The sequence below is a fragment of the Saccharothrix texasensis genome (genome assembly GCF_003752005.1).
GTDB lineage: Bacteria > Actinomycetota > Actinomycetes > Mycobacteriales > Pseudonocardiaceae > Actinosynnema > Actinosynnema texasense.
Map to the genome: position 1 here is coordinate 52,756 of NZ_RJKM01000001.1, position 22,307 is coordinate 75,062.

Sequence of the window (22,307 nt, forward strand, 5' to 3'; positions counted from 1 at the left end):
GGCCGACCGCACGCCCGGCGAGGACGGGTGCGGTGCGACCGGCCTCTGTGGTCGGCCGCCGGCCGGACATCCGTCAACTGACAACGGGTCCGCGCGACCGTGCCGCGCGACCGCCGCTGGATAGCGTGTGCGGATCTACCACGGAGGTGGCATGGACCACACACGTGTCCGTCGCGGGCGTCGACGCCCTGTCCTGCTGATCGCCGCGCTGTTCTCGGTCGCCGCGCTCACCGCCGGCAACTCCAGCGTCGTCGCCGCACCGCTCGACGAGCCCCCGCACCACTGGCAGCACGACCACTGGCCGCAGCGGCAACCCTGGCAGCAGACCCGCGACTCCGCCCGCGTGGCGGCGCAAGCGGGATTCCCCGGTCCCGTCGACCCGCAGAACTGGGTCAACCCGGACCACATGACGTGGGAGCAGGACTACCGCGAGGTGCCCGGGACCGACTGGGCCGACCCGTCGGTCAAGGGGTCGGTGCGCAACTTCAAAGGCGCGCTGGTCCTGCTGGACTACCCGAACCAGCCGTTCGTCGTGACCCGACCGAAGCAGTCGACCGTGTTCGGCAACCCCAGCGCGGAGGCCAGTGGCGTCCCGCGCGACCAGGTCGGCCAGTTCTACCAGGACTTCCTCAACAAGCCGAACGGCCTCAACCGCGGCCACACCGTGCACGAGTACTGGATGGAGGACTCCGGCGGCCGCTACGGCGTCGACCTGAAGGCGTTCGGCCCGTACACGATGCCGGGCAAGGACCACGAGTACGCCATGGAGTTCCAGGCGGGCGGCGGCTGTCCCGCGGGCGACACGTGCGACCGCAACATCCGCACCGACGGCAACGCCGCCTGGGTGGCCGACGTCGGCCCGGAGGTCCCGAAGGGGTACGACTTCGTCTACTTCCTGTCCGCGGGCCAGGACGAGTCCGGGACGTGGCAGGAGTTCGGGATGATGAAGTTCCCGACCAAGGAGGACGTGACCGACGCGTTCGGCCCGCCCGACGACGCCCTGCCGAACTGGTCGCGCACCCGGTACGTCGACTGGACGTCGTGGGCCGCGGGTTCCAGCATCTGGCCCAACGCGGGCGGCGGGTCGTCCACGCAGGCGGAGAGCTCCGGGCAGGGCGTGTACGCCCACGAGCTGAGCCACCTGCTCGGCATCGGGGACAACTACAACAACCCGTACGGCAACCCGCCGCGCCGCGCCTACACCGGCATCTGGGACATGCTGTCGCGCGGGTCGTTCAACGGTCCCGGCGGCCCGCACTCCCGCTGGGTCATCCCGGCCACCGCGGGCGGGTCGATGGGCGCGCAGCACGTGCTCCGCAACAAGATCAAGCTCGGCATCGTCGACGAGCGCAACGTCCTGCGCCTGTCCAGGGAAGCGCTGGCCGGGTCCGGGGTGGTCGTCGCGGAGGTGACCGCCCGCACCGTCCAACCGGGCCCGAACGGCTTGTCGGGGGTGAACATCGCCCTCGGCACGGGTGACCTGTCGCCCGCCTGCGACGTCCGGACCGACCCGTTCTGCGACGGCGGCGGGTACCAGAACTACACGGTCGAGGTGGTGGACCGGATGGGCGCGGACTCGTTCACGCCGGACGCGGGCGTGCTGGTGGCCAAGACCAAGAACGAGGACCTCGCGCCGTTCGCGTGGGTGGTCGACGCCAACCCGCAGGACATCGGCATGACCGACTACGTCCTGCCGGACGGGACCGAGGTGCCCATCACGGTCGGCGACTACCGGCAGCTGTCGGACGCCCTGTTCCACGCCGGCGTGAACTCGGGCAGCGAGTACGAGTACGTCGACCCGGCCAACCGGCTGCACTTCTACGTGCTGGACGTGAAGCGCGACCGCCAGGGCGTGCTGTCCTACCGGGTCGCCGTCCGCTCGCTGGACGGCGCCGGCCCGCAGCAGCGGGGAGCGCGGGTGCTGCCGACCGCCGGCCGCACCGGCTCGGACGGCGTGGCGACGTGCCGGTTCCCGCTGGTCAACACCGGCCGTGCCGCCGCGCCGGCCGGGCAGCACCCGGAGCCCGTGGACCGGTACCTCGACGGCGACGTGTACCGGGTGTCGGCGAAGGCGGAGGGACGCGGCTGGTCCGTCGAGGTGCCCAACGCGCTCGCGACGGCGGGCTTCGGCGACCTGGTGGAGGTGCCGGTGCACGCCAGGCGTGACGGCGGCCCGCTGGTGTCGAAGGTGACCCTCACCGCCAGGTCGGAGAGCGACCCGACCAAGTCCTCGACCGCTTCCTGCACCGTGGTCGGGAGGTAGCCGCAGCTCCCGGTGGGGACGCCGGCGCGATCCGGGTGATCGCGCCGGCGTCCTCATTCCCGCCGCTCTCGCGGAGCGGCGGCGGGAACGCGCCGGTCACGTCGGGAATGCATCCTGACCGAGGCCCTGCCCGCGGGCGTGCTGCCCGCGATGGCTCGTGACATGGCGGTCGGCGGCATCCTCCTGGACGTGCCGGGCCCGACATCGTTCCCCTGGAGCGTGCCGGCCTTGATCGTCCTGGTCCTGGTCCTGGTCGTGGTGGTGCTGGGCAGCCGGCACGCGTTTCCGGCGACACGGCCGGGTACCGCGTGAACCGCCACCAAGGCGCCCACGAACCGGACGGGTGTTGTCCCCCCGGGGCGTGTGCCTCCCGGTTTCGTCTCGGTCCCGCAGGCTCCCGGGTCAGGCGAACAGGTGGCGCAGGACGTCGAGCCCGGTGTGCAGGAACGGCCGCGGCGGGGAGGCGAGCACCTGCGCGACGGGCAGCACGTCGTAGCACTGGACCTCCGCCGGGTCGGGGCGCAGGCGTGGCCGCGGGGTCGCCGGGGGCAGCAGGTCGGCGATGTCGGTCAGGTGGACCGCCAGGTGACTGAGCTCCGGCGGCGCCGTCCGGCGCAACCGCAGCACCTCGCGCGGTTCGCGGCGGATGCCCAGCTCCTCGCCCAACTCCCGCACCGCCGCCTGGTGGTAGGTCTCCCCGGCCCGCACGCCACCGCCGACCAGCACGTCGTAGTGGCCCGGGTAGACGCGCGCGTGCGCCGGGCGGAGGTAGACCAGGACGCGCTCGCCCGGTCCGGTCAGGATGGTGGCCGCGTACCTCCGGTACCACCGCTGCGCCCCGGAGCCCTCGCGGGGACCGCGGGCGACGAGCCGGTCGTCGGCATCGGTGTAGTCGACCCACTCCGCGCCGCCCGCCGCGACAGGACCCGTCCGCCGGGCGCGTTCGTCCGATGTGCTCACGTGATCCTCGAGGAAGGGCTGCGGCATCGCGGCTGCCGGCGGGAAGTCGTGGCGGTGACCGCCGGCTACGATCATGGCACGGCGGTCAGTCGGTTGGAGTCTGGGCACCGCGACCGCGGTGTTCCATGATTCCTCCACAGCGCACCGCGGTCGGTGCGAGCCGCACCGCGGTCGGCGCGGGCGCCACGCCCGTCGAGCGGTGCGCCCACCGCGCCGGCCGGACCCGGCGCCCGTGCCTCCACATCGCGTTGGGAGCGCTCCATGACCGGTCTCGAACTGTCCACGCCCCGAACCGCGTCGGCGCCGGCGGGACCGGCCGCGGCTCGTGATCGGCTCGCCCGCGCGCTGGCGGCGCGGGTCACCGAGCGGGGAGCGGTCGAGGAGCGCTGTGCGAGCCGTGCCTTGGACACGGTGCTCGTGCTCGTCCTCCTGCGGGAAACGGGTTTGTTCCCCGATGCCCGGCGGCGGATGGAGCGCCACCTGCTCGACCACCCCGCCGACAACCCGTTCGACCAGGCGCTGGCCGATCGGGCGCTCGGCCGGCCGGGTGATGAGGCGCACCAGCGGGTGTGGTCGTGGCTGAACGGGTTCGAGCACTTCAGCGGCGAGCGCAAGCGAGTGCTCTTCACCACTGTGCTGGCCGCGGTGGGCGTGCCCGGCTTCGCGATGCCGCACCCGTCGGACGGCGTCGAGCACCGCGGGCTCGTCCCGTGGGTGGAGCTGTCGCTGCGCGCCGCGGAAGTGCTGCGATCATCGGCTTCGGGACACCGACCCGACACCGAAGTGACGTCCCTCCTGCGGGCGTTGGCGCACGGCAGCCGCAAGACCGTGTGGGAGGGCTACGTCTTCGCGCACGCACTGGTGCTGCTGGCCGTGCACCGCCACAGCCCGGGGCACCCCGTGGTGGCCGAGGGCCTGGCCGGCTTGCTCACCGTCCAGAACGAGGACGGGGGAATGCCGGCCTTCGACGGCCTGGACGTGTTCTGCACGGCCACCACGGGCCTGGCGCTGCTGGCCGCCGGCAGGACCCGGCGGGACGGGCTGCTGGCGATGGGCGACCACCTCTCCGGCGCGCAGCGCCCGGACGGCGGCTGGGCCTACACCGAGGGCGTCGCCCAGAGCGACAGCGACGACACCGCCTACTGCCTGCAACTGCTGACCGCGCTGTCCCCGCGCCGCTACGCCGACCAGATCGCCGCCGGGCTGTCCTACCTGGCCGGTCTCGCCAACCCCGACGGGGGCTTCCCGACGTTCCTGCGAGGACACCCCTCCGAGATCACCATGACGGCGGGCGCCCTGACGGCGCTGCGGCCTCACCGCGACAGGCACCCGGACGTGGTCGGCGCCGCACTGGGATTCCTCCTGGACTCCCAGCAGCCCGACGGCACCTACGAGCGCAGCTGGAGCCTGAGCGAGGCCAACGCCGTGTACCGCTGCGTCACCGCACTGCGCGCCGCCGCGCCCGGTGAAGGGCAGGAGCGGAACCGGCGCATCGACCACGCCGTCACCGCGGCGGTGGGGAGGTTGGCCCGCACCCAACAGGGCAACGGCGGCTGGGGGCAGCTGCCCGACCGGCCCGCCGACGCCCTCAGCACTTCCTACGCCCTGCTGGCGACCCACCCGTGGCAGACCTCGCCGGTCCACCAGGCCGGCCTGGCCTACCTGCTCACCCAACAGGGCGCCGACGGTCGCGTGGTCTCCCGGCCCGACCAGGCCGCGCCCCGACCCCTGCCCTACGACTTCCCCGTGCTCGCCGACGCCTTCGCGCTGCTGGCCCTGTCCGGCCGCGATCCGGCGAACCCGGCGGGCCACTCCCCGCGAAGGGCCACGAGGTGAGCACCGCACACCCGGAAGACCAGCGAACCAGGGCGACCACGCCGCCCTCACCGCCTGCCCTCGACGCCGCGGAAGTGCGGCGGTGGAAGGAAAGCGGTACGGGGACCGTGGAACTGCTGGCCCTCGTCCAGCGACTCGGCCCGGTGGCCTCCTTCCCCTTCAAGGGGGAGCAGGTCCTCCTCGCCTCCAGCCCGGAAGCCGTGCGGCACGTGCTGGCCCGTCATCCCGACCGCTACGCCAAGCGCTCCCCGCGGACGCGCTTCCTGCTCGGCGAGGGCATCATCCCCGCGTCGGGGGAGTCGTGGCTGCGGCAGCGCAGGACGCTGCGCCCCCACTTCGTCCCGCGCGCCCTCGGCCGCTACGAGGAGGCCATGCGCGGCGCGACCGAGGACGTCGCCCGGCGGTGGGCCCGGTCGGCGGCGCTGGGCCGACCCCGCGACATCGGGACCGACCTGCGCCGCTACTCCCTCGACGTGATCTGGCGCTGCCTGACCGGCGCGGCCGGCGACGAGGCGACCTACCGCGACCTCGACACGGTGAACGCGGTCTTCAACGCCGTGCCCGCCCTGCCCGGGAAGAACCCCGAGCTGCCACCCGACGTCGTCGCGGGCATCGCCACCGTCCACGGCGTCGTCGACCGCGCCATCCGCGACGCCCGGCACGACGACCGCGTCGACCTGTGGCTGCCGATGCTGTTGAGCACCCCCGGTCTCGACGACCGCGCCGTCCGCGACCAGGTCCTCAACCTGGTGGTGGCCGGCTACGAGACGACGGGCCACACCTTGCTGTGGATCTTCACCCTGCTCGACCGGCACCCCCGCGAACGCGACCGCGTCCTGGCGGCCGGGCCGCCGGGATCGCCCGCCCGCACCGCCGCCCTGCGCGCGCTGGTCGACGAAGCGCTCCGGCTCTACCCGGTGGCGTGGTTGTTGCGCCGCAACGCGCTGAGCGACGACGTCCTGTGCGGTTACCGCGTCGACGCCGGCACCGCCGTGATGATGAGCCCTTACCTGACCCAGCGCGACCCGGCGCTCTGGCCGGAACCCGAGCGCTTCGCGCCCGAGCGGTTCACCGGCCGCCGCCCGGCCCGGCCCGGCGCCTACTTCCCCTTCGGCACCGGCGCCCGGGCCTGCCTCGGCACCCAGTTCGCGCACCGCGAGACCGCGATCCTCCTCGACCGGCTGCTGACGGACTTCGACGTCCGGCTGCACCGCGTCCCGGAACCGGTGTTCGGCCTGACCATCCACCCCGACGACGCCCTGCCCGCGACCCTCACGGCCGCGAGCGTCACGTGACGGTGAACGTCTGGCGGTCGCTGCCGTCGTACGGCCGCTGCTCCAGCTGGGCGCCCTGCGTCGCGGGCATGGTCAGGTACAGGCCGCTGAAGCGGTTGGCCAGCCGGTGGCGGCCGTCGCCCGCGTCTTCGAGCAGCCACTCGTCGTTGGTGTTGGCGCCCGGCTCGTAGGAGTATTGGATCACCTTGGCGCCCGCGTCGCGCGACGCGCCCTGCACGACGATGTCCTTGCCGCTGTTCTGGTTCACGACGCGCACGTAGCCGTCACCCAAGGGGGACAGGGTGAAGCGCTGGTTCGTGCCGCCGTTGCCCGTCCAGCCGATCACCGGCACGTCGTCGGCCACGCCCGCGTCGTACACGTCCACCACGAACCCGGTGCCGGTGTTGGCGAGCACCCGCGCACCGGTCGGCGCGGTGGCGGCACGGGTGAGCTTCACGACGTGACCGCCGTTGGCGACCGACGCCACGCTCAACGCCTCGCCCGCCTGGACGACCCTGCTGGTGCGCACCAGACCGGCCGGGCCGTCGGTGGTGATCTCGGCGTGCCACGTGCCCGAGCCCAGGAACGCGGTGGGGTAGGAGATCGTGCCCGCCGTGCCCTTGCGCAGCGCGCCGACGAACCACCGGTCACCGTCGCGACGCGCCACGACCGCACCCGTGGCCGGATCGCCGGACACGTACCGCGTCTCGTCCCACGTGGTCGGCAGCAGCCGCATCCACCGCTGAGCCTCGGGCCGCGCCTGGTAGTCCGACACCCGACCGCCCGGCAGCATGATGCCGCTCTCGTACAGCACGCCCAGCGCGAGCTCGGCGGCGTCGCTGTTCGGGTTGCCCTGCTGGAAGCTCATCGGCGAGTAGTCCGCCGGCCCCAACGCGCCGCGGGTGAACGGGATCGCCGCCACGTGGTCGATGGTGCGCCCGCCGGGGTACTCCTCGCCGCGCACGTCCTCCGTGGTCAGCACGTGCGGCCACGTCCGGTGCACGCCGACCGGCAGCCGCGAGCCGTGCAGGTCCACCATCAGCCGGTAGCGCGCGGTGCTCGCCAACGCCGCGTCGTACCACTGGTGGCGGGCCCGCGTCTCGGAGTCCATGAAGTCCATCTTCACGCCCGCCACGCCCCACCCGGTGATGCGGGTGAACTCGGCGTCCCGCTCGGCTTCGGTGTCCAGGTCCGTCCAGTGGTACCAGAGCATGACGCGCACGCCTCGCGCCCGTGCGTGCTCGACCAGCTCGGGCATCCACGTGACGCCCTTCCACCCGTCGTCCACCAGCAGGTAGGGCCACCCCTGCGCGGAGGCGTAGTCCGCCCACTGCTTGAGCTTGGGCAGGTTGCGCTGCGTGTCGTGGAAGCCGTCCAGCCACGGCCACGCCGCCACGCCCGGCCGGACCCACGACGTGTCGGCCACCTTCGACGGGGGCGCCACGTCGTCCACCAGCGTGGACTCCACGACCGTCGCCGTCGTGCCGATCGCGGCCGTCCGCCACGCCGTCGCGAACGCGCCCGTGCGCGCCACCTGCGCGTCGGCCAGCTTCACCGCGAACCGGCCGGTGCCGCGCGCGTGCGTGAGCCGCCCACCGGAGTACCCGCCGTCCACACCGGACTCGGCCAGCAGCACCTGCGACCCGTTGGGGTGCTGGGCGAACACGCTCAGGTCGTACTCGCCGTCCCCGACCGCGGCCGCGGTCGACGTGACGAAGTTGCTCTCGTGGTTCACGCCGAACGGCGCCAGCGACACCACCGCGTCGCCGGGCACCTCGAACGACGTGGCCTCCCGCAGCACGGTCGCGCTGCCGGGCAGCTCGTAGCGCAACGCGACCCCGTCCCGCGCGGTGCGCACCACGACCGTGACCCGGTCGGCGCCCTTGGCGAACACCAGCCGGGTCTCGGTGGCCGTGCGCGCGCGGTTCTTCGACTTCCCGGCGACGACGGAGTAGCTGGAGGACACGGGGGTGTCGACGCGTTGGACGAAGGTCAACCCGGAGGTGAAGTCGGCGGCCGCGGTGACCACGCCGACCGGGGCGGGCAGCAGCGCGACCCGGCACTCCCACGTGGCGCCCAGCGTGAGGCTGCCCGCGGCGTCCAGCGCCACGGTGGCCCGCACCCCGTCGCACCCGCCTGCGGTGGCGCCGGGCTGGACCGACGTCCAGCTCCCCGGCGCGGCCTGCGCGACCCCGACCAGACCCCCGATCACGGCCGACGCGAGGGCGACCGCACCGAGCGCCCGGAGCCTTCTCGACATGGCGACACCGTCCTTGCTGCGGAGGGTGGCGGCCCGTCACGCACGGTACCGCCGACCGACGGCTCCGTACAGGGGTGAACCGGCCGGCCGGCCCGCCAACAATGCGTCACCCGCGTGGGTGGGTATTTACGCTGTTGGTGGTAGTGCAGGGCGGCGAGACTTATTGTACGTGGCCGGCGAGGTCGAGTCGTGCGGTTCGCCGAACTGCGGCGGACAACCCGTTTCGCCCATTGCTGAGCGTCACGCGAGCGCACTAGCTTGGGATTGTGCCGCAGGGCGGTATTCCGGGGGTGGGAGAATTTCCGGTACTCGTCTGCCGTGCTGCTGTGGGGCACCTGAGCAGCGTCGATGCCGGTCGCCCCAGGCTTGTTGGAAATGTTCTCGGTCGGAAATGGGGGTTCGTGGTACATGGATTTCGATGTCGTGTTCGGCATCGACTCGGCGAGTTTCTCGGCCGGGGTCGACCGGCTCAACCAGGACCAGAAAACGCACGCCGCCTTGTTCAGGGGTGATTACCGGGACGACCACGCGAGCGGGACGTGGGAAGTCACCGGGCAGTCACCGGAATTCGAGTTCCAGTCACCTTCGGTCGACAAGTGGCAGGGGTCCATCGGCCCGGACGGCAAGCACCCGACCGGCGACCCGCCCACCGACAACGTCCTCACGCTGTCGATCCCCAGCCTCGAACTCGCCGTCACGATCGACGGGTCCGCGCTGCCCACGGTGTCGCCCGCCGTCGAGTTCTACACGCGACTCGCCCTCGCCGACGGCACCGCGTCGCTCACACCCCTGGCGGTCTGGGCGGACCAGTCGAACCTCACCCCGGCCGAGAAGTCGATCATCGACCGGCTGATCCTGCCCCAGGTCTTCCTCCAGCTCGGCACGGTGCTCAGCGGGCACGCCATCGCGCCCCAGACCGCGGACGTCGTCGGCTCGCAGGTCACCTTCACCGCCACCGAGGCCCTGATCACCGGCACGCACCTGGTCGTGGTGGCCACGGCCGACACCGGCACCGCCCAACCGGTGCCCGAGGCGTGGCCCGCCCAGCCGGTGTTCGCCGTCATCAACCGCGTCTTCGCCCAGCACATCGCCCAGAGCGCCGCCGACGCGCACAAGAACACGGTCGTGTACGACAAGACCGACTCGGGCGGCGGGGTCTCGTTCTCGGCCAAGGCGGTCGTCAAGAGCATCGACAAGGTCACCATCGACAAATCCGACGCGACGTCCTGGTCGGCCTCCCTCGACGTGGCGTTCGACGCCTCGGCCTCGATGCTCGGCAACAAGTGCGCCCTCAAGAAGTCCAGCGACAGCCTCTGACCCGCGACCACCAGGACGGTGAGCACGATGCAGTACAAGGTGACCCTGACACCGGAGGACCCGGGACTGACCGTGGCGGTGTCGGCGGACTCGGCGCAGAAGTTCTCCGCCAAGGTGACCGAGCTCGACCTGACCGACGCGACGGCGACCCCGGACGGCAACTTCATCGACAAGGCCCTGGAGAAGCTGGCCCAGCCCCTGGTCGACACCGCGATGAAGAAGATCCAAGCGGCGATCCAGCAGGCCGCCGTGGGCAAGAGCTACTCCATGACCCTGGACCACCCCCTCGGCTACACGGTCCAGATCGAGGGCCAGAAGGTCACCCTGACCGCCTCCGGCCTCACCCTCGGCACCCACGAGGGCCACCTGCTGGCCACCGGCGGGATCGAGGTGGCGCCGTGACCCTGCCCGTGCCGACCCCGCCCGACCTCCCGCTGGCCCGCACGGTCCGGATGCCCGAGCACGTCGGCTACCCGTCGGGCGCGCTGACCCTGCGGTTCGCCGAGCTGACCGTCGAGCCGGACGGGCAGCCGCACGCCGTCCCGGTGTCCGACGGCGACCGCACGATCGTCGCCCTGCCGCCGCTGGTGGTGCGGGCGCGCTGCGCGATCGACGCCACGCCCGACGAGGTCGCGACCGTCGACGGCGGCGGAGACCTCTCGGTGCTGCCGGACTCGGCCACCGCGCCCCGGTCCGCCGACGACCAGGACAAGCACCCGGAGTGGCTGGACAACGCCCGCACCCAACGCATGAGCCTGGCGCAGACCGAGAACGGCCGCAGCCTGCTCAACCTGTACGGCCTGCACGAGGACGTGTACGCGGACCTGTTCGACGAGAGCAGGAGCAGGTTCGCCAAGAATGTCTGGTCCAAGGGCGGCGGCACGACCGCCATGGCGGCCGACACCCACGCGGCCCTCGCCGACGAGACCGGCGACCAGGTGGTCAACGACCCCTTCAAGACCTATCACGACCACCAGGGCAACCCCGGCAGCTACAACTACAACGCGTTCGTCCGGCAGTTCGCCGCCGCCACCTACACCCTCGCGCTGGACCCCGACTACGACCCGAGCCAGGGCCTGCCCGACCAGGGCAAGTACTACGAGGCCAGCAAGGCCACGTTCGACTTCGCCGACTCGGTGCGGACCACCACCGGCAACGACCGGACCACCACCTCGGCGATGACCCGTGACGACGTCTTCAACAAGGTGCAGGAGCACACCGGCGACCTGGCCGCCGCGACCCGACCCGGGCACCGCAGCTTCGACGCCGTGCGCAACCCGTTCGCCGACGACGTGTGGGAGGGCTGGGACGACGACGAGCGCGACCTCATCCGGGAGTTCCACCGGATGGCCGTCGAGGACCGCCTGGCCCTGCGCGCCGCCGCCACGCCGACCACGGTGTTCGAGGGCACCGGCACCGCCCGGATCACCGGCGCCGCCGCGGTGACCGACGCCACCGGCGCGGTCCGGGTCGAGCTGCCCGCGTTCGAGCTCGTGCTGGACGACGCGACGTGGAGCGGCGCCGCCGCCGACGTCGCCCGCGACCGGCTCAACGCCGCCGGGTTCGTCGCCGACCTGGTGCGCGACGCCGTCGCCGAACGGCTGCGCGTCGCCGTCGTGGCGGCCGACCCGGCCCTGCTCGCGGACCCGGGGCGGTGACCGCCGCCGACGCGGCGGCGCCCGTGACCGCCCTGCGGTCCGGCTCGCGGGACGACCCGGTGTCCGAGGTGTGGCGGACGCTGCTGTCCGCCGACCTCGACCGGTACCGCGCGCTGCTCGCCGAAGCGCTGGCGCCGCAGCGCGACTACCTCACCGACGCCGAACGGGCGCTCTACGACGGCGGCAAGAAGGTGCGGCCGCTGCTGCTGGCCCTGTCCGCGCACCTGGTGCACGGCCCGGGGGAGCTGCCCGACAAGGCGGCCCGCGGCGCGGTGTCGCTGGAGATGCTGCACGTGGCCACGCTGATCCACGACGACGTGGTGGACGAGTCGGCGGTGCGACGCGGCGTGCCGTCGGTCAACGCCGCGCGCGGACCCGGACAGGCGATCATCGTCGGCGACATGCAGTTCGTGCAGGCCGTGCGCGGGTTCGTGGAGTGCATCGACAGCGACCGCGACCTCGGCCTGGTGAAGTCCGTGCTGGACGTCGCCCACCGGATCTGCTGCGGCGAGCTGGACGAGCTGCGCGTGGACCCGTCGTGGCGCACCGAAGTGCTCCTGGAGCGGTACTGGCGCACCATCGACCGCAAGACCGCCGTGCTGTTCGCGCTCGCCTGCGAGTGCGGGATCGCGCTGGTCGACGGCCGCACCCGGGACGTGCGGCGCATCGGCCACTACGGTCGCCGCGTCGGCCGCGCGTTCCAGGTCATGGACGACCTGTTCGACCTCACCCAGGACGAGTCCGCCTCCGGCAAGCCGCGCGGCGTGGACATCGCCCGCCGCCGGCTGTCCCTGCCGATCGTGTACGCGATGGCGGAGCTGGGCGACGGGCACCGGCTGAGCCGGTTCATGCGCGGCGACGGGCCGCCACCCGACGACCTCACCCCGCTGGTGGACGACGTCCGGGCCACCGCCGGGTTCGCCCGCGCGTACGCCGACGCCCGCCGCCAGGCGCTGGACGCGCTGGAGTACCTGCGCCCGTTCCCCCGAAACCCCTACCGCGACGCGCTGGAGCGGATCGCGCTGCACGTCGTCGACCGAGGCCGCTGACCACCCATCCCCGGAGGTGCACCGTGGGCGAAGGCTTGTTCCGATTCGTGTTCAACACCCTGCGACCGAGGATGGCCGAGGAGGGCACCAGGTTCTACCTGCCGACGGTGCTCACCGACCTCACCGACTCCAGCGGCGGCAAGGCGCTGCCGCTGCACGCCGACCAGTGGCAGGTCGGCACGGTGGGCGGCGAGAGCGGGCAGGCCATCAGCACCAACCTCGTCTCGGAGTTCCAGCTGGCCTTCGGCATCATGGTCGACACCAAACCCGACGACTTCCATCCGCCGATCGACGACGACGACCTCTTCACGCCGATCGCGACACCGGACAAGGCGTTGCCGAACCTGAGCGCCTCGGCCGTGACCGTGACCGGGCTCGAGAACGCCCGCCTGGAACCGGACCTGGTGGTCGACCGCGACGGCGACGGCTACACCTCGCGGATCGTGATCGCCTTCGGCGCCTTCACCGACCTGCCGCGAGCCGTCACCGCCCAAGGTCGCTTCCAGCTCGACCAGTGGATCAGCATCGCCGACGGAGACGGCACGTCGAAGCACGTCACCAAGGCGCAGTACCGGGCGCCGTTCGACTGGCCCACCTTCGACCTGGCGGGCACCGGGAAGTTCACGCTGTCGATCACGGACCTGTGGGCCGACGTCGACTGGGCGGTCACCGTCGACGAGGGGCAACCCGTCATCACGGTCAACCAGCTGACCGTGCGCGGCGCGCAGCCGGGTTCCCCGCCGACGCTGGCCCTGGACGACATCGCCTTCGACAACGCCCCGTACATCAGCGGGAAGGTGTGGGACGACGCGGCCGAAGAGGCGTTCAACAGCGACGACGGCAAACGCGAACTCGTCGCCCGCCTCCAGGACAGCCTCAACCAACCCGACAACCTCGACAGCCTGGCCCGGGGACTGACCGACCACCTCCGCTCGGTGCTCGACCAGTCCATCGGCACCGCCGACGACTCCACCTCCGTGGACGACAACCTGTTCCAGCGGTTCCGCCAAGCGGTCAACAACCCCGACAGCGACTACTACCTGCCCGCCGGCGTCTTCTCCGTCACCTCGCCCACGCTCGACCCCTACCAACCCGACACGATCTCGTTCCAGGTGACCCTGCTCGACACCCCGACCACCATCGACCTGACGGACAACTCGCTGGTGGGTGCCGCCAACGCGCTGGCGCCGGCCGACCAGCTCGCGTTCGACCCCGGCGTGCGCGCCACCGTGGAGCTGTCGACCCTGGCCAACGGGACGACGGTCGAGGTGACCGGACACGACGGGCACAAGGAGACCAAGACCCTCGGCGCGCCGCTCACGCTGTCCGGCACCGTGTCGGTCAAGATCGGGGACGACGACCCGTTCTCCGGCCCCTACACCGTCACGATCGCCGACGCCACGGTCGACGTCACCCTGCCGACCAGCGGCGGCGCCGACAACGCCCTGGACACCCTGACGATCACCTGCACCGCCCTCACCGTCGAAGCCGACCTCGACCACATCAAGATCACCGCACAGGTGGGGGACAGCTTCCAGGACATCATCAACAAGGAGCTGAACAAGCCGGACAACAAGCGGCAGGTGCTGGACCGGATCAACCAGGAGCTCGCCGAGCCCGGCACGCTGGCCGACCTCGGCGCCACGATCACCACCAACGTCCGCGCCGTGCTCACGGCCCGGCTGGACGGCTGAGCGGTGACCGTGACGCTGGACGACCTCGAAGCCGCCGTCGACGCCCTCGTCACCGGGAGCACCTTCGCGATGGCGCCCGACGCGCTCGGCTCCGAGGGCATCCGCGCCCTGGTCGCCGACTCGTTCCCGCTCACCGCCGGCCAGTGGGTGCTGACCGCCGTCGACGGGCCGCGGCGGCAGGGCGACGCCGTCGTGCTGACCGGCACGTCGACCACCCTGCTCGGCGTCGGGACGCCACGCCTGACGCTGTCGTTCGACCTGGCCGACGGCGGCCTGCCCGCGCTGCTGGTCGTGCTGGCGCCGGCCGACTGGAACCCCGGCGTGTCCTTCCCGTCGTGGCGGGACACCGCGCCGGCGCTGGTGGGGCTGGTGCTCGCGAACCCCCGGCTGGAGTGGTCCAGCGTCGAGCGGTCCGGGATCTCCACGGGCCTGAACCTGGTCGCGGACGAGGTGCTCAAGCAGGGCACGCTGGCCGCGCTCGCCACGTTCCCGGACCTGCACCTGCCCGACCCGCACGGCGCGATCAGCGGCGGCGCGGCGCCGACGACCCGCATCACCACCGACCCCTCGCCGGCGCTGTCGGTCGGCGGCCTCGCCCTGCCGCTCGCCTTCGCCGCGGTCGCGACGGCGGAACCGGACTCGTACCTGGAGTTCGACAGCACCATCGCCATCGGCCACGGCGTGCCCGACATCCCCGTGTCGATGCGCGCCGACGAGCTGAACACCTACCTGATCCTCGACGCCGACCTCACCGGGCTCACCCGGTACGCGCTGGCGGCGTTCGCCGACTTCCTGCACGGCGCACAAGTCGCCGACACGGTGAAAGACGTGCTGAAGGTGCCCGACGTCATCGTCCTGCGCCACCTCAGCGCGGTCATCGGCCTCACCCCGGCCCGCCTCGCCTCCGTCGCCGTCGAGGTCGGCACCGGCCAAGCCCTCGACATCGTGCCGGGCAAGGTCTCCGTCCCCGACGTCAGCCTCCGGTTCGGTGTCGAGGACCCCACCGGTGCCAAGGACATCACGGCCCGGCTCACCGGCACGTTCCGCTTCCTCGACGCCTACGACGTGGACATCTCCGCCTACTACTCGAAGTCGAGCGTCGAGTTCACCGGGGCGCTCGACCCGAGCACACCGGTCCCGCTCACGCGGATCGTCCAGACCTACCTGCCCGACGCCACCTGGCTGCCGGACCTCACGCTCGACCGGCTGGAGCTGTCGGCCGAGCTGCGGGCCAAGCGGTACTCGTTCGGGCTCGCCGTCGCCGGCGACTGGACCATCCCGATCGGCGCCGCCGCGCTGCACCTCACCGGCGGCTCGCTCGACCTCGCCTACCAGCCCGACACCGGCTTCGACGGCACGCTCGCCGGCACCGCCGCGCTGACCGGGCGCGGCGGGCAGGCGGCCGGGTCGTTCGCCGGGTCGGTCGCGGTGCGCAAGGCCGGGTTCGAGCTCGAAGGCACGCTGTCGGACCTCTCGCTGACCGCGCTCGCCGACGCGTTCGCCGACGCCTCCGTGATCACCGGGTCCGGCATCGCCGAGATCACCGTTCGCCAAGCCGCCGTCGTGGTGCGCAAGAGCACGGACGCCGGTGCGACCAGCTACGAGTTCGCCGCCGGCGCCACGATCGACGCCGAGCAGTTCGGGCAGGTCCGACTGCTGTTCGCGGCCCGCAAGACCGGCACCGCGCCCCAGCCGCCCGAGACCGGGGACGGGCAGGCGGGGTTCCTGGCCGGCGTGGTCGTCACGCCCGAGTGGAACCCCAAGTCGATCTGGTGCCCGCTCGGCGAGGTGTTCGACTACGTCACCGTCCGCAACGCCTCGCTGCTGCTGTCCACCGACCGGTGGACCCAGCCGTTGCCCGGCGCGGACGGCCTGCCGTACCCGGTGGAGAAGGGCGTGACGTTCGCCGGGTCGCTGTCGCTCACCGACAAGGCGCTCAGCGTGCTGTCGAACGTGCTGCCGCCCGGCACGGAACTCGACCTCGCCGCGCACATCGACCCCGCGAACCTCCCGCAGTCGGACATCCGCGGCACCCTGACCGACATCGCCACCGTCGCCTCGGTCCAGTTCACCAAGCTCGTGGTCGACCTCGCCCCGACGAAGTTCACCCTCGAAGCCGACCTGACCTTCACCGTGCAGGGCGAAGCGCTCCACCTCGCCGGTCGCGGCATGATCCTGCTCCAGGCGCTGACCATGGAGCTGTCGGTCACCGTCGAGCACTGGGTCCACCCGCTGGGCATCCAGGGCCTGACCATCGACGAATTCGGCCTCGACCTCGCCGTGGAGGACACCGGCCTGACGATCGGCCTGCTGGGCAAGTTCCTCATCGGCACCGGCGACGACGCCTTCACCCTCGTCCTCGGCGGTGAGCTGACCGACTTCACCGAGCCCAGCGCGTTCGTCTTCGCGCTCGACCCGAAGCCCGGCCACGAGCTGACGCTGGCCCGCGTCGTCGGCCAGTTCACCGGCACGGACCTGGACGCCGTGCCGCTGCTCGAGGACATCGCGATCGACCGGCTCGACTGCTACGTGGTGGCCGACCCCAACGGCTGGACCGCGCCCGACAACCACCTGTACCCCAAGGGGTTCGGGCTCGACGCGCAGGTGCGGTTCCTCGGCTGGACGATCAAGGTCAAGGCCGTGGTCGGCGCCCGGGGCATCGTCGCCGCCGGCTCGATCGACCCCGCCGTGACGTTCGGCGACCTGCTCCAGCTGACCGACGCCACCGGCACGACCGGACCGCACGTCGACATCGACACCACCGTCCTCGGCCAGACCGGCAAGACCTACTTCGACGCCTCCGGCCGGATCAGCCTCCTCGGCCTGACCGAGACCTTCAGCGGCCACGCCGACTCCTCCGGGTTCACCTTCACCTTCACCACCGACCTGGCCGGGCTGTTCCGCACCGAGATCAGCGCGACGCTGTCCACCGGGACCGGCTTCACCGGCAGCTTCGCCGGCGCCTACTGCTTCGACCTCACCCTCCAGGGCGACGTCACGGTGGACGGGATCACGATCATCCCCGCCGGCGTCCACGTCGAAGGGCCCGACGCGACCCTGGAGGCCACCTGCGCCGTGGGCCCGCGGGGCGCGAGCCTGGCCGCCGAACTGCACCTCACCTGGGCGGGCGTGCCGCTCGACGCGGACATGGGCCTCGCGGTCGACGCCCGGGTGCTCGCCGACCTGCCGCGGGCCATCGCGACCTGGATCTCCGGGCACGCGGAGCAGTTCTTCAAAGCCGTCCTCGACGACGTCGAAGCGTGGCTCACCCTGCTCGTCAAGGGCGTGCTGTGGGTCGGGCAGACCGCCGTCGACGTGGTCGAGGCGCTGTTCGTCCACTTCGCGCAGTCGGTGGTCGACATCGCGGACGCCCTGCTGGAGCTCGGCAGATTCGACCTCGACACGATGGCCGAGGCGCTGGTCGAGGTCTGCGGCATCACCTGGGAGCGAGCCCTGGAGCTGCTGGAGAAGAAGTGCGCCATCACCAGGGCCGCCAACGCCCTTTGAGGGGAGAAACCACATGAGCGACGTCGCCCTCGGACTCTCGACCGGCACGTTCGACGACATCGCGGGCCGGATCTACCAGGAGCAGTACCCCCGGTACTTCAGCGGCACCACCACCTTCTCCGACGGCGACGTCGACTACCGGCTGGACTGGGACGTCGTGCGGGCGCCCGCGTTCGACCTGACGTCCGAGGTCGACCACGGCGGCCTCGCGCGCGCCGTGGTGCGGGACGGCGAAGTCGAGGGGATCAGCCGGGACGACCTGCTCCGGGGCGTCGCCGACACCTACGACGGCCGCACCTTCCACGTCGACCTGCCCGAGGTGGAGCTGACCCTGACCGTCGACGGCACACCCGCCCACGACACGGCGTCCGTGCGGATCGCCGCGACCGTCGACGAGTCGGGCCCGAACCTGGTGGCCACGCCGCTGAGCGCGACCGTGTCGACCGGGCAGCGGTTCCCCGACTGGGTCTACAACCAGAAGGTCGTCCCGATCGCGTTGGAGGCCGGGCGGCAGCTGCTCGCCGGGATCCCCGTGCCGATTCCCTCGGTCGAGGGAGTATCGCTCACCCAACCCGTGGTGCAGGTGGCCGACAACCACTTGGTGGTCTCCGCCAACATCGCCGGGAACCCGGCGCCCGACCGGCAGTTCTCCGGGTGGCCCCCTGCCCCGTTCTTCATCGTCCTCGGGCCCGACGCGGTCGGCGCGGTCACCTCCACCGCGACCGACGCGCTCGACGGACTCACCGATCGGCCCCACGACTCCACCGACATCCTCCTCGGCACCGCGTACTACAAGGCGACCGTCACCCTGTCCGACGTCCGCAGCGACGGCTGGGTCGCCGACGACCGCACGATCTCGGTGGCGGCCTCGGTGTCCGGCAGCGGGTCGGCCGGGATCGACTGGATCGTCGGCGGGTCGGTCGACGGCTTCTTCGACCTGACCCTGTCGCCCGACCCGGTCGCCACCGTGCGGCTGGACCTGGACGACGCGGTGCTGTCCGCGCGCACGGTCGACGTCGGCGGGTTCGACCTCGACATCACCCCGACCAGCGGCGACATCGTCAGCATGGTGCTGTCGTGGGTCGTGGACGCGCTGTCGGGGGTGATCAGCCCGTACGTCGCCGACGCCCTCACCGGCATCTCGTTCGACGTCTACCGGGTGCCCACCCTGCACGTCGACCTCGACGAGGTGAGCTTCGACGCGACGCCCGTGGCGCTGGGCCTCTCGGTGGACGACGGCACCGTGACGGTCGGTGGCTACCTGGACATCACCGACCGCTGACCCGTCACCCGGGCTCCTCCGGGCCGTCCACCCGCCACTTGCCGCGGTTGCCCTGCCCGATCAACCACTTCTCCGCGCGGTAGGTGACGTCGGCGAAGTCGAACTCCAGGAGTTCCGGCTGCACGAGCGAGTACCGGTGGGCGGCGTCGGTGACGTCGCGGGAGGCGGCTTCGTAGGCGGCGGCGTAGAAGCCTGGCTGGTCCTTGTTGTAGGCGGGGTTCCGGTGCGGGTTCGGGATGAACCCGTAAGTGCCCCGCAACTGCTGCCCGTCCGTGGTCCCGTCGGTCCGGGTCACCGTGACCTGCTGCGTGATCGTCAGCCCGCGGTTCTTCCCCCTGCTCTGCTCCCGCAAACGGCGATCACCCTTGGCCACGCTCCGGATCGGCCGGTCCGGCGCGGTCATCGAGCCTCCTCGTTCCGGCCGGTGCCCGGGTCGACGAGTCGTCCACCCTCCGCACGCGCCCGACGTCGGCGAGGTCCTCCAGAGTGCCGGCCGCCCCGACCGCGCGGTAGGTCGCAGGTCCCCGCGGAACTCGCGGATCCGTCGCGGGCCGGGTCAGGGCGACCACCGACCCGGTCGTCGGCGCCGCCCCCGCTCCGGCGGCGGTTCCTCCGCGCGGGGCGGTAGGTGCGGTCCAGCTGCTCCTGAAGCCGCGCGTGGCGGAACAGGTAGGCGACGCCGGATTGGCGCAGCACGCCACGGCGGTGGGCGTCGTCGAGGAAAGCCGGGACGGCCCAGGGCAGCCGACCGGCCAACGGCAGCCACACTCGCGCCAGGGTCGCCCACCGGCCCCACGCGGTCGCGCTGAACGCGTAGCCGATGCCGCAGCCGAGACCGGCGACGAGCCCGATCGAGATCCGGGAGGCCGCGTCCCACCGGACGTGGAACCCGGTTCCGGCCAGGAGCACCCGGGCGAGGTCGAAGGCCGGCCCGCTGCCGACGCCGATGACGAGCCCGAGCACGGGCACCACCACGAGCACCCGGAAGGCGGTGTTCGCCCGGCTCCTCCTCAGCAGGTCGAGGGGGCCGACCGCCGACCTGGTGTCGAGGGGTGTCTCGAGCCAGGCGGTGAGCCCCATCGTGATCCCGGCCCCGAGCGCGAACAGCGGCCCGAAGACCACCGCGTCGAACAGGACCAGGAGCACCCAGTCGGCGAACCCGCCCTCGAACCCGGCCGCGCCGAGCGGGAACTTGCGCACCACCGTGAACACGAGCCCGATCACCAGGCCGGACACGAGCGCGACCGCCAGCACCCGGGTCCGGTGGCCCAGGGCCGCGCCCAGCTTCCACCAGTCGAGGTCGGGTGTCCCGAGCTCGGTCAGGTGCCAGGCGAGGTAGCCCGACCACCGCTCGGCGTCCTCCGGTTCCCATCGCCGCCGGAGGCCGTCGTGCGGCGGTCGCCGGTAGGCGGCGAGGGTGTGGTCGGCCAGCAGGTGCGCCTCGACGGCCGCGGGGGAGCCGAACCGGCCGGTGCCCAGCAGTTCCGCGGGATCGCGGTCGGGCGAGGCGTCGTACGCGCCGCGGGCGGGGGACACCATCGGCGGTGTCGAGAGCACCGCGGCGAGGGTGTCACCGGCGTCGGTCCGGGGACGAGCCCGCAGTTCGTCCAGGACGGGGTCCACCGGCCCGGGTCGCGCGCGGTCTGCGACAGGTGCTCGGCCACGTCGTCGGGGATCAGGTCGAGCAGTTCGATCCCGGCCGCGCCGATCAGCGGCCGGGTCGCCGTCGCCGCGGCCTCGTACTGGCCGGTTCGGCTGGTGAGCACCAGGGCGTGGCGGTCGCGTTGAGCTCGTCGAGCGCGGCGTGGTGCAGGCCGTCGGCGATCTCGTCGAACCCGTCCAGCACGGGCGGCACGCGGCCCGCCTCGACCAGCGCGGCGGCGAGCGACTTCCCGTCGGGGCCCGTCGCGTCCAGCCCGGCGTAGTCGCGCACCAACCGGTCGATGAGCCAGTCCTCGAATTCGATCCCGGTCGGGTCCCACGAGCCGAGGCTGAACACGACGGGCACCGGATCGCGGTCGGCGCGGGTGTCCAGCAGGCCCAGGACGAGCCGCAGCGTCAGCACCGTCTTGCCCGACCCGGGCCGACCCAGCACCACCAGCCTCCCGAACCGGAGTCGGCGGTAGACCCGCACGACGTCGTCCAGGCGGCCTGTCGCCGCCACCGCGTCGCCGGTCGTGCCCGGTCCGGCGTCGTGGACGTCGAGCGCGCGGTCCGTCGAACCGCCGGCCGCGCGGTCCGTCGAACCGCCGGAGGCCAGGCGCCAGCGGACCGGCAGCGGGGACGGTTCCCACACCCGCCGCCGCCCTTCCTCACGTCGCCACCGGGAGCGGACCGCCCGGGCGAGCCGGTCCGCGGCCTCGTCCGGCAGGGCGGCCCGACCGGTGGGCGGACCCGGCCGGTGGGCGGACCCGGCCGGTCCCGCGGGTGGACGTGCAGGCCGCCGTGCACCACACCCACCTGCACCGCCGTGCCCACCGCCGCCGCGGTCACGCGGTTGCGGGTGCGCGGCTCGTCACCGTCGTCGCCGTGCCCGGGTCCGCCCGGTTGTCGCGCGTCGGGCACCACCACCGGCCGCACCTCCGCCACCCGCGGTTCAGGGTCCGGCTTGAGGATCCACCGCGCCCCGTCCGGCAGCCCGCCGCTCGAGCGGGCTTCACCCTCTCGCCGCACCCGGCGGTAGCGGTGATGCAGAAGGACATGCGGGACAACGGCGGCGTTCGGCTCGGGGTGGGGCGCAGCGCGCCGGAGCCGTGGCCTTCGCTCGGCGTGAGCGTCAGGCGGCGCAGGAGTTCACCGCGCTGCCTCAGGACAACGCGTGCCCCGGCGCACGAAGTCGATCGTCTCCAGTGGTCACGACCACCGGGTCAACGGGCGAGCAGGTCATGGCGGGTCCGGGTGGGCGGGCGCGGCGAGCGGCGGCGCACTTCGGCGCAACCGACGATCGCCACGCCCGCCAGCAGCGGGAGGACCATGGCCCCCTCGACCGCCAGCGCGCAGGTGAGCGCGATCCACAGCAGCAGTCTCATGGGACAGAGGTTAGGGAGACGCCGGTCACATTCGCACCTGATTTGGGCAAGGCTTGAGGTAAAGCCGCCCGATCGTGCAGGCCCGCCGCCGGTCACGACGAGGCGACGAACCGGCCGATCCGATCACAGTGTCGGACCCCCTCGCTAACCTCCGCGCCACACCGTCGTGAACGACTCG

Annotated in this window: 17 protein-coding genes; 11 read left to right on the forward strand and 6 right to left on the reverse strand. The window is 72.5% G+C overall.

Going from position 1 to position 22,307, the window contains the following annotated elements; translation table 11 throughout:
• Positions 1-151 precede the first annotated feature (151 nt).
• Both EDD40_RS00185 and EDD40_RS00190 read left to right on the forward strand, forming a co-directional pair.
• On the forward strand, positions 152-2,263 hold the full coding sequence (locus tag EDD40_RS00185; protein WP_123747630.1) for a M6 family metalloprotease domain-containing protein: 2,112 nt from the start codon (positions 152-154) through the stop codon (positions 2,261-2,263).
• 150 nt (positions 2,264-2,413) lie between these two features.
• Positions 2,414-2,575 (forward strand): hypothetical protein, encoded by a 162-nt coding sequence (locus EDD40_RS00190; RefSeq protein WP_211348022.1) that lies wholly within the window; start codon positions 2,414-2,416, stop codon positions 2,573-2,575.
• A 90-nt stretch (positions 2,576-2,665) separates the two neighbouring features.
• On the opposite strand, the gene EDD40_RS00195 is transcribed toward EDD40_RS00190, so the two are convergent.
• The gene (locus tag EDD40_RS00195) at positions 2,666-3,223 is read right to left on the reverse strand and encodes an NUDIX domain-containing protein (protein WP_211348023.1); all 558 of its coding nucleotides are present in this window, start codon (positions 3,221-3,223) and stop codon (positions 2,666-2,668) included.
• Between the two features lie 261 nt (positions 3,224-3,484).
• On the opposite strand from EDD40_RS00195, the gene EDD40_RS00200 reads away from it, so the two are divergent.
• Positions 3,485-5,059, forward strand: a complete 1,575-nt coding sequence (locus EDD40_RS00200; protein ID WP_123741087.1) for a prenyltransferase/squalene oxidase repeat-containing protein — start codon at positions 3,485-3,487, stop codon at positions 5,057-5,059.
• Between the two features lie 107 nt (positions 5,060-5,166).
• Entirely contained in the window at positions 5,167-6,354 is a 1,188-nt protein-coding gene (locus EDD40_RS00205; RefSeq protein WP_211348024.1) for a cytochrome P450, read from the forward strand.
• On the opposite strand, the gene EDD40_RS00210 is transcribed toward EDD40_RS00205, so the two are convergent.
• Positions 6,347-8,593 (reverse strand): glycoside hydrolase family 97 protein, encoded by a 2,247-nt coding sequence (locus tag EDD40_RS00210; protein WP_123741089.1) that lies wholly within the window; start codon positions 8,591-8,593, stop codon positions 6,347-6,349. The two genes, EDD40_RS00205 and EDD40_RS00210, sit on opposite strands and share 8 nt — an antisense overlap.
• Before the next feature lie 408 nt (positions 8,594-9,001).
• Between EDD40_RS00210 and EDD40_RS00215 the strand changes: the two genes are divergently transcribed.
• The 7 genes from EDD40_RS00215 to EDD40_RS00245 are packed head-to-tail and all read left to right on the forward strand — an operon-like array spanning position 9,002 to position 19,100.
• Positions 9,002-9,910 carry a hypothetical protein gene (locus EDD40_RS00215; RefSeq protein ID WP_148088635.1) on the forward strand — a complete coding sequence of 303 codons (909 nt, stop codon included), beginning with the start codon at positions 9,002-9,004 and terminating at the stop codon, positions 9,908-9,910.
• 27 nt (positions 9,911-9,937) lie between these two features.
• A complete protein-coding gene (locus EDD40_RS00220; RefSeq protein ID WP_148088636.1) occupies positions 9,938-10,312 on the forward strand; it encodes a hypothetical protein in 375 nt (124 codons plus the stop codon).
• Positions 10,309-11,568, forward strand: a complete 1,260-nt coding sequence (locus EDD40_RS00225; RefSeq protein ID WP_123741092.1) for a hypothetical protein — start codon at positions 10,309-10,311, stop codon at positions 11,566-11,568. Before EDD40_RS00220 ends, EDD40_RS00225 begins: the two co-directional genes overlap by 4 nt.
• Positions 11,565-12,617: a polyprenyl synthetase family protein gene (locus EDD40_RS00230; RefSeq protein WP_211348025.1), complete on the forward strand. Its 1,053-nt coding sequence runs from the start codon at positions 11,565-11,567 to the stop codon at positions 12,615-12,617. Before EDD40_RS00225 ends, EDD40_RS00230 begins: the two co-directional genes overlap by 4 nt.
• A 23-nt stretch (positions 12,618-12,640) precedes the next feature.
• Positions 12,641-14,311, forward strand: coding sequence for a hypothetical protein (locus tag EDD40_RS00235; RefSeq protein WP_123741093.1), 1,671 nt, complete (start codon positions 12,641-12,643; stop codon positions 14,309-14,311).
• A gap of 3 nt (positions 14,312-14,314) precedes the next feature.
• The gene (locus EDD40_RS00240) at positions 14,315-17,818 is read left to right on the forward strand and encodes an AsmA family protein (RefSeq protein WP_123741094.1); all 3,504 of its coding nucleotides are present in this window, start codon (positions 14,315-14,317) and stop codon (positions 17,816-17,818) included.
• Positions 17,819-17,831: 13 nt separating this feature from the next.
• Entirely contained in the window at positions 17,832-19,100 is a 1,269-nt protein-coding gene (locus tag EDD40_RS00245; protein WP_123741095.1) for a hypothetical protein, read from the forward strand.
• 4 nt (positions 19,101-19,104) lie between these two features.
• On the opposite strand, the gene EDD40_RS00250 is transcribed toward EDD40_RS00245, so the two are convergent.
• The 4 genes from EDD40_RS00250 to EDD40_RS41275 form a co-directional block, all read right to left on the reverse strand.
• Positions 19,105-19,503: a hypothetical protein gene (locus EDD40_RS00250; RefSeq protein WP_123741096.1), complete on the reverse strand. Its 399-nt coding sequence runs from the start codon at positions 19,501-19,503 to the stop codon at positions 19,105-19,107.
• Entirely contained in the window at positions 19,500-20,723 is a 1,224-nt protein-coding gene (locus EDD40_RS00255; RefSeq protein WP_123741097.1) for a hypothetical protein, read from the reverse strand. The genes EDD40_RS00250 and EDD40_RS00255 overlap by 4 nt, the downstream gene beginning before the upstream one ends.
• Before the next feature lie 85 nt (positions 20,724-20,808).
• Positions 20,809-21,396, reverse strand: a complete 588-nt coding sequence (locus tag EDD40_RS00260) for a hypothetical protein (protein ID WP_123741098.1) — start codon at positions 21,394-21,396, stop codon at positions 20,809-20,811.
• Positions 21,397-21,967: 571 nt separating this feature from the next.
• Positions 21,968-22,129: a hypothetical protein gene (locus tag EDD40_RS41275; protein ID WP_170184878.1), complete on the reverse strand. Its 162-nt coding sequence runs from the start codon at positions 22,127-22,129 to the stop codon at positions 21,968-21,970.
• Between the last annotated feature and the right edge of the window lie 178 nt (positions 22,130-22,307).

Coding starts and splice junctions, on each gene's coding strand:
- EDD40_RS00185 (WP_123747630.1), top strand. CDS start 152: ATGGACCACACACGTGTCCGTCGCGGGCGTCGACGCCCTGTCCTGCTG.
- EDD40_RS00190 (WP_211348022.1), top strand. CDS start 2,414: ATGGCTCGTGACATGGCGGTCGGCGGCATCCTCCTGGACGTGCCGGGC.
- EDD40_RS00200 (WP_123741087.1), top strand. CDS start 3,485: ATGACCGGTCTCGAACTGTCCACGCCCCGAACCGCGTCGGCGCCGGCG.
- EDD40_RS00210 (WP_123741089.1), bottom strand. CDS start 8,593: ATGTCGAGAAGGCTCCGGGCGCTCGGTGCGGTCGCCCTCGCGTCGGCC.
- EDD40_RS00215 (WP_148088635.1), top strand. CDS start 9,002: ATGGATTTCGATGTCGTGTTCGGCATCGACTCGGCGAGTTTCTCGGCC.
- EDD40_RS00220 (WP_148088636.1), top strand. CDS start 9,938: ATGCAGTACAAGGTGACCCTGACACCGGAGGACCCGGGACTGACCGTG.
- EDD40_RS00245 (WP_123741095.1), top strand. CDS start 17,832: ATGAGCGACGTCGCCCTCGGACTCTCGACCGGCACGTTCGACGACATC.
- EDD40_RS00250 (WP_123741096.1), bottom strand. CDS start 19,503: ATGACCGCGCCGGACCGGCCGATCCGGAGCGTGGCCAAGGGTGATCGC.
- EDD40_RS41275 (WP_170184878.1), bottom strand. CDS start 22,129: ATGAGACTGCTGCTGTGGATCGCGCTCACCTGCGCGCTGGCGGTCGAG.